Origin of the sequence: Bradyrhizobium yuanmingense, assembly GCF_029167105.1 — a bacterium.
GTDB lineage: Bacteria > Pseudomonadota > Alphaproteobacteria > Rhizobiales > Xanthobacteraceae > Bradyrhizobium > Bradyrhizobium yuanmingense_A.
In genome coordinates this window covers 1-12,010 of record NZ_JARFML010000056.1, presented here as the reverse complement: position 1 = coordinate 12,010, position 12,010 = coordinate 1, and the positions used below count along the sequence as shown (strand labels likewise).

Below are 12,010 nucleotides of genomic sequence, written 5' to 3'. Positions count from 1 at the left end.
GCCTACTGTGCATGGGGTTGTTTTCGCACTTTTGCTTTGGCTACCCCCGCCGCCGCATCGCAGCCGCATCCACCACGTTCTCCACCTCTTCGCGCCAGCTCAGGATCTCCATCGCCAGCACAGGGTGATTGAAGCCCTTGAGCTGGAGATCGTCGAGGGCGCGGGCCTCGACCCAGGGCTCGACCATGCCGTAGACGCGGCGGCTGACCACGATCTGGTTGGGCTTGGCTTCGCTGCAGAGGCGGGAGGCGAGGTTGGTGACGCTGCCAATCGCGGCATATTCCAGCCGCTGCTCGAAGCCGACCTGGCCGAGCGTGGCATAGCCGAGCGCGACGCCGATGCCGAAGCCGAGGCTATGCCCGCGGTTGCGCCAGCGCTCGGTCAGGGGGCCAATGGTGTCGCGCATCTCCACCGCCATCTTCACAGCGCGCTTGGTGTGATCCTCGAACTGGATCGGGGCGTTGAACAGGATCATCACGCCGTCGCCGGCATATTTGTCGAGCGTGCCCTCGTACTTGAAGATCAGCTGGCCGAGCGCTGCGTGATATTCGCGCAGCACGTTCATCGCCTCTTCCGGCTCGGTCGCTTCCGTGAACGCGGTGAAGCCGCGCAGGTCGCAGAACACGACCGTCACCTCGCGGCGCTGGCTGGTCAGCAACCCCTCGGGGCTGTCGGAGGAGGCGATCAGCTGCGCCACCTGCGGCGCCAGGAAACGCTCGAGCTTGCGGATGCGCTCGATCTCGCCGAGCTGGGTTCTGACGCGCTCCTCCAGCGACTTGTTCCAGTCCTTGAGCTGCTCGGTCTGCTCGCGGAGCTTGTCGGCCTGGGCGCGCACGGTGGTGTTCGCCGCCTCCAGCGCGTGGCTCTTGTGATCGACCTCGGTAAACAGCTGCGCATTGCGCATCGCCAGCACGGCCTGGTTGGCGAAGGTGCGCATCAGGCCGATGATGCTGGGCGCGAACGCGCCGGCGGCGCGGCGCAGCACCACGAGCGAGCCGAGCGTGCCCTGCTGGTCGATCAGCGGCACCACCAGCACCGAGTTGAAGCCGGCCGCGAGCGCGGCCTCGCGCAGCGGTTGCTCGGCGGCATCGCCGAGCTCGGCCAGCGCGATCGGCTCGCCGCTATCAGCGGCATCGCTCAGGATGTTGCCGCCTTGCGCGATGGTGACATGCGCGCCCTCGGCGGATTTGTCGATGCCGTTGGCCTCGACCAGGTTGAAGCGGCGCGCCTCGGCGTCGAAGCCGTAGATCAGCACCGCGTCGGCACCGGTGATCTCGATCGCGCGGGCGGCGATGGTCGCAAGCACGGCGTTGAGATCGAGCGATGAGGCCACCGCGCGGCCGACCTCCTCCAGCACCTTGAGCTCGTGGATCGATTGCGCGAGATCGCGGGTGCGCTCCTCGACCTTGCTCTCCAGGTTCGAATAGGTCTCCTGGATCTGGTCGGCCATGCGGTTGAACTGCCCGGCGAGGTCCTCCAGCTCGTCGGAGGTGTGCACGTCGATGCGGTGGCTGAAATCACCTTCGCCGAGCCTGTAGGCGCCGTCGCGCAGCGCCGTGATCGGGATGATCATGCGGCGGGCGAGCAGCGTGCCGGCGAGGATCGCGACCATCAGGCCCATGCCGATCAGAAGCGCGATGCGCACCAGCTGGTCGCGGATCGGCATCAGGGCCTGCGTGGTTGGTTGCTCGAACAGCACGCTCCAGCCGAGCTTCGGCACGATGCTCGCGGCGCTCATCACCGCATGGCCGTTGAAGTCGGTCCCGGACGTCTCGGCTTCGTGGCCGGGCGCGATCGCCGCCGCCACCTGCGGCAGTTTGGAGAGGTCCTTGCCGACCTCGGGCCCCTTCGATGACGTCGCCAGCACCCGGCCGCGCGGATCGACGACATAGGCAAAGGCGGCCTTGCCGACTTGCGCGTCGGACAGGAAGTCGGAGAGGAAGCCGAGATCGATCTCGGCCACGGTGACGCCGGCATTGAAGCCGGAATGCGCCACCGAGATCGACATCAACGGCGTCCGGTCGGCGAACCAGGCCGGCGCGTAGGTGACGCCGCGGGCCACGGCGTCGGTGAAGCGCATGTCGCGGGAGAGGTCGGCATTGCCGCCGGTCGTGGTCGATTGCCTGGAGACGCGCAGCACCTCGCGGCCGTCGCCGTTGAGCTGGAACAGCTGGTTGACGACCGAGACCTGGTGCAGCAGAGAGGCATAGTCGGCGCGGCGCTTCTCCAGCGTGTCCTGGCTCGCGCGCGTCACCCAGCTGATCTGGCGGTCGAGCTCGGAAATCGCCTGCTCGATGCGCCGGGCGGCTGCCTGCGCCTTGTCCTCCAGGCCGTCGGTCAGCTGTGTCCGCGTCGCGCGGTAGGAGATCCAGGTCTCCATCGCCCCGTTGACGGCGAGGACGAACACGACGAGGCCGACGAGGGAGAAGACGTATTTGGCGAACAGGCCCCCGCGCAGAGATCGTGTCTTGTCGTTCGCTCCTGCCATCCCGATCCTCTCGCGCCGCCACTGACGCTGCGCGCTATGGGCCGTACGGGCCCTTCCAAGCCGTTCTACCACAATTTGGACGTAAGGGCCGTCATGCAGCCGGGGGACCGGCCAGTGTGGTTACCCCTGTGGTCTCCTGGGCGGGTGGACCGGCAGCGATGGTCGCAGCCCGATCCGTTCGAAGGAGGGAGCTTATCGATTGAAGAGCTGCCGCAGCACGTCGTTCATTGGCTGACTGTCCTGCTGCGCGGCCGGCGGGTCCTCCAGGGCGGGGGCCGCAGGCGAGGCCTGCGGCGCCGGCGTGGAGGGCGTTGCCGGCAGGCTGCGGCTGCGGCCGGTGGCTGTGCCAGTGCCGCTCCCCGCGCCGCTGGAGAGACCCTGCTGGATCAGGTTGCCGATCGCCTCCCCGAGCGGGCCACCGAGCAGATTGTTCTGCCCCGGCTGCTGGCCTTGCGGATTGGCACTGCCGGTTGCATTGCCGCCCCCCGGCGCGGCGGTGCCACCTAGCCCGAGGCTGCCCAGGATGTTGCCGAGCCCGGCGCCGTCGGGACCGAACAGGCCCTTGCCCATTTCGCGCAGCTTGGCATAGGCGGCGTCGGGATTGTCCAGCATGCCGGCCATGTCGGGATAGATCCGCGGCTGCGACCAGGAGCCCTGGATCATCACGGGAATGCCGAAGCCGACCGGCTCCGAGGTGCGGCCCTGGCCTTCGGTCGTCATCACGAGCTTGGGCTCGACGCGAAAGCCCATCATCTTGGTGTCGAGCGCGATGGTGCCGGCGCCGGTGACGCGCACCAGCGGCCCGATCAGGTTGAGGTCGGTCGTCACCGCCTGACCCTTGTCGATGCGGAAGGAGGCCGAGAGCTGAGACAGATCCGTGCTCTGCTCCTGGCTCGGGTCCTGGTTTCCGTCCTGGCTTCCTTGCCAGCCGGACAGCGTGCTCGTCGTCAGCGAGCGGATCATCTGCGCGACATTGATGCCGCGGATGGCGCCGTCCTGGAAATTGACGAAGGCCGTGCCCTGCATGTTCGCCATCAGCGCGCGCTGGCTGTTGCCGGCGCTGCGCAGGGCGAGCTTGGCCTGCAGCTTGCCGTCGATGCGGTCGAACTCGGCAAGGCCCTGGAGCAGCGGCAGCGCGCGCACGCCGACGAGATCGGAATGCATGGCAAAGCTCGGCGCGCCGGTGGTCGCGTCCAGAATGACCTCGCCGGAGACCTGGCCGCCATAGGCGCCGAGATTGGCCGTGCCGGCCTTCAGCACGCCGCCGGCGAGCTTGGCGTCGAGCGCCAGCGGCGCGATGCGCGCATCGCCGATCACGGCCTCGTTGGCGGAGATCCGCACCTGCGCATCGACGTAATTGAGCCCGGCCACGTCGATCGGCGCGTTGCTCCAAGGCTGCCCGGACACGCTTTCCGGCGATTTCGCCAGCGGCATGGCGAGCCGCTGGAAGTCGAGATCGACCTTGACCAGCGGCTTGCTCGCGATGTCGACGGAAGCCCAGCCGTTGAAGGCGCCGTCGCCGAGCCTGCCGTTCACGCCGTTGATCATCACGACATTGCCGCTCAGCCGCATCTCGGCGTGACCGGTGAGCTGGGACTTCAGCACGCTGGGCATGTCGACGGCGAAATCCACCTGAAACGCCGGCCGTTCGGCCGGCGCGGCCGCCTTGATGTCGAACTTGGTCGGGTGATCGCCGACGCGCGCGGTGCCGGCGATATTGACCTTGCGGTCGCGGTCCATGGTCGCGTCGGCGTTGATGGCGCTGATGCGGCCCTCGACACGGTCGCGCAGGCGCGAGAATGCCACCTCGCCGTCGGTGATCTTGATGCGGTCGATGGTGGCGCCTTTGGTGTCGAGCGCGAGCGGCTTCGAAGGCGCGGCTGCATTCGGCAGGCGTTCGCGGAGCAGCGGCTGGTAGAGCACGGGATGGGTGACGACGAGCTCGCTGATTTCGGGCCTGCCGGACCACACGCTCGCGAGCGACATGTCGGCCTGCACGCGATCGATCGTCAGGCGCGTGATGCCGCTGCGGTCCTTGGGGTCGGCCAGCGTGAGGTCGTTCAGCGTGACGTTCAGCGTCGGCCACAGGCTGATCTTGGTGGTGCCGTCGATCGACAGCCGATAGCCGGTCGCACTCTCGAGGCGCGAGGCGATGGTCGAGGTCAGGAAACCCGAGGGGATTCCGACCACGAGCAGAAGTGCGATCACGACGATGACGGCGGCCAAAGCCCCGCCGACGAATTTCAATGCTCTCATGTCGACTTTCCAGCGACGGACAATCCGCGCCGAACCCGGCCGATCACCCGTCCTTTGCGCCAGGAGTTTATCCCCGGACGGGAAGCGGCTCCAAGCGCGTAAAAATAGTCAGGGGGTGCTGCAAAGTTATGTGACTTATGACACACTTCTCCAGCGCGGTTTTACGCGATCCTGAAGTTGATGGTTTCAAGCGATTTGCCAAGACGACGACCAAGACGATGACCAGGACGTTCACAAGGACATTGACATGAGCAAGCAGGCCGAATTTGCGGTCATCCTGAAGATGAACCCGATGTTCGCCGATCTCGGCGCAGACGAGCTCCAGCGATTGTCCAATCTCTGCCACACCCAGCATTTGGCCAGCGGCGAGGTGCTGTTCCAGAAGGGCGATCCCGGCAATGCGCTGTTCGGCGTGCGCCGCGGCCAGGTCCGCATCGAGACCGGCGCCGCCGACGGCAGCCGGCTGACGCTGAACTTCATGGGGCCGGGCGACCTGTTCGGCGAGGTCGCGGTGCTGGACGGCCAGAACCGGACGGCGGACGCGACCGCGGGCGAGGCCAGCGAATTGTTCGTGCTGCGGCGCGAAGACTTCCTCGGCTTCCTCGAGCGCGAGCCCAAGGTCGCGATCAAGATCATCGCGCTGCTGTGCCAGCGCATCCGCTGGCAGAGCGAGCGCATGGAAGAGTCCATGCTGCAGCCGCTGCCGGTGCGGCTGGCGCGGCGGCTCTGCGCGCTCGCCGCTGATTTCGGTTCCGAGGTCCACATCTCGCAGGAGCAGCTCGGCGTCTTCGTCGGCGCCGCCCGCGAAAGCGTCAACCGCCAGCTCCAGGCCTGGCGCAAGGAAGCGATCCTCGATCTCCAGCGCGGCCGGATCCTGCTGCGGAACATGACCAAGCTGACCGCGATCGCGCGGAACGAGTAGGGCGGCTAGGCTGCTTCTGGCACGTAGTGCAAAGGCAGTAGGTCCGATCGTAAACACGGTGCGACGGCGTATGGTCGCCCGTCGTCGTCGCTGAACTCGACGAGTACGTTCTCCTCATCGAGTTCTTCGACAATCGTTCCGACGTTTCCCCGCGCCAACCGGTGCTCCGGAAGATCTGCCAGCAATGCGACAACGTCCAGTGCGCGCGGTGTTCCATCTTCCTTTTTGTTCGCTGCGCTCATCATAGCACCCAACAGGTGACGAAGGTCGGCCGGTCGTCGCCGGCCCGAATGATCCATGCAGTTCTTACCACAGCTTGCTTCCGGTGTCGCCTGAGCAGGACATCCAGACGCCAGTGGTTGCCCCAGCGATCCCTCCCAATCTCCGACGCATCGCCGGAAACTACGGCTTCAAGCAGCGCATCGCGAAGCAAGCTGCATCTCCTCGCTGAAGATCGAGCGAGTCACGGAACACTCTTGCCTTATGCCGACCGCGCGGATGTGAGGGATTTAGGCAGTAATCTTTGAGCTTCCGAATGTCGATGGTCGCCTTCTTGCCATTCGGGATGAGCGTTGTCATGGGCAACCTGATCTCGTCCGGTGAGCCGCCCGGACCCTACTCCGCCGCGGGCCGCGCGACGCTCGTCGGCGCCGGCCTGGCCGCCGGCGCCGCCCCATGATCGTCGGTCTCTGCATCCTCGCTGTGCACGATCAGCCGCTTGGCGAAGCGCCAGATCAGGGCGCCGACATCGTCCATCACCATGAACATCGCAGGCACGAACACCAGCGACAGGAGGGTCGAGAAGATCAGGCCGCCGATCACCGCGAGCGCCATCGGCGAGCGGAACTCGCCGCCAGCGCCGACGGCCAGGGCGCTCGGCATCATGCCCGCGGCCATCGCGATCGTGGTCATCACGATCGGGCGGGCGCGCTTCATGCCGGCGTCGATCATGGCGTCCTCGCGCGGCGTGCCGGCCTTGATGGACTCGATGGCGAATTCCACCAGCATGATCGCGTTCTTGGTGACGATGCCCATCAGCATCAGGATGCCGATCCACACTGGCGTGGTGAGCTGCTTGCCGGTGACGAGCAGGGCCGCGATCGCGCCGCCGATGGAGAGCGGCAGCGAGAACAGGATGGTGATCGGCTGCAGGAAGGTGCCGAACAGCAGCACCAGCACCGCATAGACCATCATCAGCCCCGCCGTGATGGCGGTCGCAAAACCCTCAGACAATTCGTTCAGGCTTTCGGCATCGCCCGAGGGCGAGACCTTCACGCCCTTCGGCAGGGTCTTCATGACAGGCAGGTCGTAGATCTTCTTGGTGGCATCGCCGAGCGCGGCGGAGCCGACGAGATCGGCGGCAACGGTCGCCTGCCGTTCGCGATCGTAGCGGCCGATGCTGGTCGGACCCTGGTCGAGCTTGACGTCGGCGATGACCGAAAGCGGCACGCCGCCCTTCTCGCCGCGCTCGCCGAGCGGCACGCGGAGCTGCTCCAGCGTCTTCAGATCGCCGCGGGCGGCGTCCTCGAGCTGTACGCGGATCGGCACCAGGCGGTCGCCGACGTCGAACTTGGCGAGTGCCGGTCCGACGTCGCCGATGGTGGCGACACGGATGGTCTGCGACAGGCTTTCGGTGGAGACGCCGAGCCGTGCGGCGAGATCGGCGCGCGGCTCGATGCGCAGTTCGGGGCGCTCCAGCGAAGTTTCGGAGATGACGTTGGCGATGGTGGGAATGCGCTTCATCTGCGTCGCAAGCTCGCTCGCGACGTTGTTGACGATGTTGGGATCGACGCCGGTCACCACCAGCGAGATCGCGCGCAGGCCGTTCTCGTCCAGGAACCAGAAGCGGATATCGGGAACGTTCTCCAGCTCCTGGCTGATCGAGAATTCGAGCTCGCGCTGGGTGATGTCGCGGCTGTCCTTGGGTGTGTAATTGATGATCAGGGCGGCGCGGCGCACCTCCTGGGTGCCCGGCGGGACGCGGCCGCCGTCGACGAAGATGCTCTTGACCTCGGGCCGCTTGCGCAGACGTGCGACGATGTCCTCGGTGACCTTCTCGGTGTAGGCGAGCTGGGTGCCCGGCGGCAGCTCGAGCGCAAGCAGCGATCGCGCGCTGTCCTGGGCCGGCAGGAAGCCCTGCGGCAGCAGCGTGATGCTCCAGATCGAGGCGGCGAAGACGCCGAGCCCGATCAGCACCGTGATGAAATAGTGCTTCACCGACCAGGCAACGATGCGATGATAGGAGCGCAGGATGGGGCCGGGCGGCGGCTCCTCGTGCGTACTGTGCTTGAGGAAATAGGCGGCCAGCACCGGCGTGACGAAGCGCGCGGCGAGCAGCGAGAAGAACACCTGCACCGAGACGGTGATGCCGAACTGCTTGAAGAACTGTCCGGCAATGCCCGACATGAAGCTCGCGGGCGCGAAGATGGCGATGATGGTCAGCGAGATCGCGATGACGGCGAGGCCGATCTCGTCGGCGGCCTCGAGCGCGGCCCGGTAGGGCGACTTGCCCATGTTCATGTGCCGGACGATGTTCTCGATCTCGACGATGGCGTCGTCTACGAGAATACCCGTCGAGAGCGTGATGGCGAGGAAGCTGACGAGGTTCAGCGAGAAGCCGAGCAGGTCCATCGCCCAGAACGCCGGGAAGATCGACAGCGGCAGCGAGATCGCGGCGATGATGGTGGCGCGCAGGTCGCGCAGGAACAAGAGCACGATGATGACGGCGAGGATCGCGCCTTCGAACAGGGTCGAGATCGCCGCGTGGTAATTGCCGTTGGTGTATTCGACCGAGGTGTCGATCACCTTCAGGTCGACGTCGGGATAGGCCGCTTTCAGCGCATCGATACGCTTCTGCACGGCTTCGGCGACCTTCACGTCGCTAGCGCCCTTGGAGCGCTTGATGCCGAGCGCGACCACCGGCTCGCCGTTGAAGCGGGCGAAGGTGCGACGGTCGGCGATGGTGTCGGTGACGGTGCCGAGATCGTCGAGCCGGACCTCGCCGCCGCCGAACAGCGGGATCATGGTGCCGGCGAGATCGCCAAGCGTCTTGGCGCCGGCGAGCGTGCGGATCGCCTGGTCGTTCTTGCCGATCTCGGCGCGGCCGCCGGCGACGTCGACATTGGTGCCGCGCAGGCTCTGGCTGACATTGACCGCGGTCAGGCCCATCGCCTGCAGGCGATCGGGATCCAGCGAGACGAGGATCTCGCGCTCGACGCCGCCGATGCGTTCGACCTGGGCGACGCCGCGCACGCCCTGCAGCGCGCGCTTGACCACGTCGTCGACGAAATAGGAGAGCTGCTCCGGCGTCTTGCCGGGCGAGATCGCCGCATAGGTCACGATCGGCAGGCCGATGACGTCGACGCGCTGGATCAGCGGCTCGGTGACGTTCTGCGGCAGGTTGGAGCGCACGCGCGTCACCGCGTCCTTGACGTCGTTGAGCGCGCGATCGGTGTTGGTCTCGAGCGCGAACTGGATCGTGGTGACCGACAGGCCGTCGGTGATCGACGATGTGATGTGCCTGACGCCCTCAACGCCTGAGACCGCGTCTTCAACCGTCTTGGTGACCTGGGATTCCAGTTCGGCCGGTGCGGCGCCGAACTGCGATACCGCCACCGAGATCACGGGGATGTCGGCCGAGGGCAGCCGTGTGATCGCGAGCTTGGTGAAGGACACCCAGCCGAGGACCAGCAGGATGATCGAGAAGACGACCGACGGGAGCGGATTGCGGATCGACCATGCCGAGATATTGAGAGCCATCAGCGTACCCGCGTGCGATCGAGTTCATCGGCGAACATGGTCTTGATCTGGTCGCCGTCATGGAGCGAAGAGCCGGCGTCGGCCACGACGATTTCGCCGACCTCGAGCCCTTCCAGGATTTCCGTCGCGCTGTCGGACGACAATCCGACCCGCACCTTGCGTGTCTCGACGACATTGCCCTTGACGACCTGCACCGTGAGGTGATCGATGGCGGTCTTCGGGATCGAGACGCCGCAGCTTCGCTTGGCGTCGATCGAGGCGCGAGCGAACACGCCGACCTTGAGCGAGGGGTTGTTGGCGACGCTGATGCGGACCCGCCCGAGCTGCGTGGCGCGGTCGATCTCGGGCGCAACCAGCCGGACCCGCCCGATCAGATCGGGCGCGTCGTCGCGGCTGATCCGCACGGTGGAGCCGGAGGTGAGCTTGGACATGTGCACCGCCGGGACCTGGGCGTCGAGCTCGATCTCGTTGTTGACGGCGATGCGGAACATCGGACCGGCCTGCGGCGAGGCCGGCGCGCCGACAATGGTGCGGACCTCGGTGACGAGGCCCGGCGCGGGGGCTTTCAGCGAGATCGGGCCTTGCGGGCCGGGCCGCTGCGGCTGGCCCGGAATCTGCGGCGGCGCAGTCAGGCGCGCCAGCTCCTGGTTGTCCGTGACGATTGTGCCCTCAGTGACCAGGAGGTCGGTGACCCTGGAGCCTTCCTGATCGGCAACGACCACCGCCTCGCGGCGCGGCACGAAGAAGCCGGTCACCCGCACCAGATCGGAGAAGCAGGCATTGGTCGACTTCGTCACGATGACGAGCGCCTCGCTTTGCGTCTCCTTCGGCTCGGGACGCTTGCGATGCTCGAACAGATAATAGCCGATGCCGAGCGCGACGACGAAGACCACGGTTCCGGCCGGCTTGAGATATTCAGTCAAATTCATCGCCGGATCATCCTGACCTGGCTCACGGCCATCCGCGCGAGGCCCAAACGGAGCGCTTTTCTGACATGAAGCGGCGTCCCGCAAGGCTGCGGGACGCGCTTTGGAAACGAGACCTTACACGACATCACGACTTGTCACTGGCAATGGATGCGTCGTGCTCACTTCGATGCGGTGGTCTTGTTTTCCATGTTGACGACCTGCACGCGCCGGTTGGCCTCCGCCAGCGGCTGGTTCGGGTCCTTGAGCTTGCTCTTGCCGTAGCCGACGGTGACGAGATCGGTCGCGGAGATGCTGTACTTCTCGACCAGGTAGCGCTTGATCGAATCGGCGCGACGCTCCGAGAGGTCCTGGTTGTAGGCTTCGCCGCCGGCGGCGTCGGTGTGACCGGCGACCACGAAGGTCGACCCCTTCAGATCGGGGCTGGTCAACGCGCGGCCGAGCGCCTGCACCGAGGGCAGCGACTTGGCGCTGATATTGGCGGAGTTGTAGTCGAACGTGATCTCGAGATCGATGTTCGGCTTGTCCTTCGCGGCGGAGGCGATTTCCTCGCGCTCGATCGACGACAGCGACCGCGTCGAGCGGCCGCGCACCGACTGCAGCAGCTTGGTCTCCGCGGCGTTCGGTGCGGTTTCGGTCTGCGGACCGATCGAGAGGCCGCGGGTCAGGGGCTTCTTCGGCGGCGGCGCCAGCGCGCGGACGATCTCGTCCTCGGTGACGTTCTTGCTGTTGCCGTCATTGCCCGCATACGCGGCCGAGGTCGGCAGCGACAGCGCGGCCCCGACGGTGATGATGGACAGAATCGCGGTAAGCCAAGTTGCAGCCGATCTCATTGCCAGTCCCTCCTGCGCAGCCAGCTCACGTGCTCTCAAAATTCAAGCAACACGCCCCCGAAAAGGCCTGTTGCGGCATCCGGCCATTGGTCTTCCCAGGGCTATTCAAGGTTCGAGCCTGGGACGGGCCCAACTCAAAAAAATACTAGCGCACTCCGTAGCTTGCGAATTCCTGAACGATGTTCGGGTCCATCGCCTTGGCATTGGCGATGTCGAGCGCCCCCTCCTGGGCCGAGCCGTTGCGTTGCTTGGCAAGGCCCCGTCCGTAGAGCGAGGAGGTGAGGCGCGGATTGATCTTCAGGGCCGCGTCGAAATCGGCGATCGCATTCTTCACCGCGCCCGATTTCAGATTGACGAGCCCGCGGCTGTCCAGTGCATCGACGAAGTTCGGCCGCAACCGCAGCGCCTCGTTGCAATCCTTCAACGCAGCCTGGAGGTCGCCGACCACGGTGCGGGTCCAGCAGCGGTTGTTGAGAGCCTCGACGTCCTTCGAATTGATCCGGAGGGTGTCGTCGAAATCCTTGATGGCGAGGGTGTAGGCGCCCTTGCTGGCATAGACCTGGCCGCGGCGGTACAGCGCGTTCACGTCATCAGGATTGGCAGCGATCTTGGCGGTCAGGCTCTTGATCGTGGGATCGTCGGCCAGGGCGGCCGCGCTCGGCCCGCCGTCCGTGCTCGGCGCGGGAGCGAGATCAGCCGGCTTCACCGGCGGTGCCGGCGGTGGCGGCGGGGGCAGGGCGGCCTCGATCTGCGGCCGCGGCGTGGGAGCAGGCGCCGGTGCCGGCACCGCAACTGGAGCCGGAGGCGCCGGAGCGGGAGCCACAGC

At 66.3% G+C, this 12,010-nt stretch carries 10 protein-coding genes; 1 reads left to right on the top strand and 9 read right to left on the bottom strand.

Translation table 11 applies throughout. From position 1 onward, the window contains the following. Nucleotides 1-40 precede the first annotated feature (40 nt). Both P0R31_RS38125 and P0R31_RS38120 read right to left on the bottom strand, forming a co-directional pair. Nucleotides 41-2,488 (bottom strand): adenylate/guanylate cyclase domain-containing protein, encoded by a 2,448-nt coding sequence (locus P0R31_RS38125; RefSeq protein ID WP_275520247.1) that lies wholly within the window; start codon nucleotides 2,486-2,488, stop codon nucleotides 41-43. Between the two features lie 192 nt (nucleotides 2,489-2,680). After that, a complete protein-coding gene (locus tag P0R31_RS38120) occupies nucleotides 2,681-4,744 on the bottom strand; it encodes an AsmA family protein (RefSeq protein WP_275520245.1) in 2,064 nt (687 codons plus the stop codon). 247 nt (nucleotides 4,745-4,991) lie between these two features. Between P0R31_RS38120 and P0R31_RS38115 the strand changes: the two genes are divergently transcribed. After that, nucleotides 4,992-5,666, top strand: a complete 675-nt coding sequence (locus P0R31_RS38115; protein WP_036044931.1) for a Crp/Fnr family transcriptional regulator — start codon at nucleotides 4,992-4,994, stop codon at nucleotides 5,664-5,666. Nucleotides 5,667-5,671: 5 nt separating this feature from the next. On the opposite strand, the gene P0R31_RS41205 is transcribed toward P0R31_RS38115, so the two are convergent. From P0R31_RS41205 to P0R31_RS38095, 7 genes are all read right to left on the bottom strand, one after another. Further along, a complete protein-coding gene (locus tag P0R31_RS41205) occupies nucleotides 5,672-5,908 on the bottom strand; it encodes a DUF4926 domain-containing protein (RefSeq protein WP_430516890.1) in 237 nt (78 codons plus the stop codon). Continuing rightward, nucleotides 5,908-6,099, bottom strand: coding sequence for a DUF6883 domain-containing protein (locus tag P0R31_RS41200; RefSeq protein ID WP_430516889.1), 192 nt, complete (start codon nucleotides 6,097-6,099; stop codon nucleotides 5,908-5,910). Before P0R31_RS41200 ends, P0R31_RS41205 begins: the two co-directional genes overlap by 1 nt. Then, nucleotides 6,069-6,245, bottom strand: a complete 177-nt coding sequence (locus tag P0R31_RS41195; protein ID WP_430516888.1) for a DUF6883 domain-containing protein — start codon at nucleotides 6,243-6,245, stop codon at nucleotides 6,069-6,071. Before P0R31_RS41195 ends, P0R31_RS41200 begins: the two co-directional genes overlap by 31 nt. A gap of 36 nt (nucleotides 6,246-6,281) precedes the next feature. Then, nucleotides 6,282-9,425, bottom strand: a complete 3,144-nt coding sequence (locus P0R31_RS38110; protein ID WP_275520243.1) for an efflux RND transporter permease subunit — start codon at nucleotides 9,423-9,425, stop codon at nucleotides 6,282-6,284. Next, on the bottom strand, nucleotides 9,425-10,354 hold the full coding sequence (locus tag P0R31_RS38105) for an efflux RND transporter periplasmic adaptor subunit (protein WP_275520241.1): 930 nt from the start codon (nucleotides 10,352-10,354) through the stop codon (nucleotides 9,425-9,427). Before P0R31_RS38105 ends, P0R31_RS38110 begins: the two co-directional genes overlap by 1 nt. 158 nt (nucleotides 10,355-10,512) lie before the next feature. Further along, nucleotides 10,513-11,184, bottom strand: coding sequence for an OmpA family protein (locus P0R31_RS38100; RefSeq protein WP_275520239.1), 672 nt, complete (start codon nucleotides 11,182-11,184; stop codon nucleotides 10,513-10,515). A 145-nt stretch (nucleotides 11,185-11,329) separates the two neighbouring features. Then, a partial coding sequence (locus P0R31_RS38095; protein ID WP_275520237.1) for a tetratricopeptide repeat protein occupies nucleotides 11,330-12,010 on the bottom strand: 681 nt, incomplete at its 5' end.

What these genes read in the sequence shown, in the direction of transcription:
- P0R31_RS38125 (WP_275520247.1), bottom strand. Translation starts at nt 2,488, where the DNA reads ATGGCAGGAGCGAACGACAAGACACGATCTCTGCGCGGGGGCCTGTTC.
- P0R31_RS38120 (WP_275520245.1), bottom strand. Translation starts at nt 4,744, where the DNA reads ATGAGAGCATTGAAATTCGTCGGCGGGGCTTTGGCCGCCGTCATCGTC.
- P0R31_RS38115 (WP_036044931.1), top strand. Translation starts at nt 4,992, where the DNA reads ATGAGCAAGCAGGCCGAATTTGCGGTCATCCTGAAGATGAACCCGATG.
- P0R31_RS41205 (WP_430516890.1), bottom strand. Translation starts at nt 5,908, where the DNA reads ATGAGCGCAGCGAACAAAAAGGAAGATGGAACACCGCGCGCACTGGAC.
- P0R31_RS41195 (WP_430516888.1), bottom strand. Translation starts at nt 6,245, where the DNA reads ATGACAACGCTCATCCCGAATGGCAAGAAGGCGACCATCGACATTCGG.
- P0R31_RS38110 (WP_275520243.1), bottom strand. Translation starts at nt 9,425, where the DNA reads ATGGCTCTCAATATCTCGGCATGGTCGATCCGCAATCCGCTCCCGTCG.
- P0R31_RS38105 (WP_275520241.1), bottom strand. Translation starts at nt 10,354, where the DNA reads ATGAATTTGACTGAATATCTCAAGCCGGCCGGAACCGTGGTCTTCGTC.
- P0R31_RS38100 (WP_275520239.1), bottom strand. Translation starts at nt 11,184, where the DNA reads ATGAGATCGGCTGCAACTTGGCTTACCGCGATTCTGTCCATCATCACC.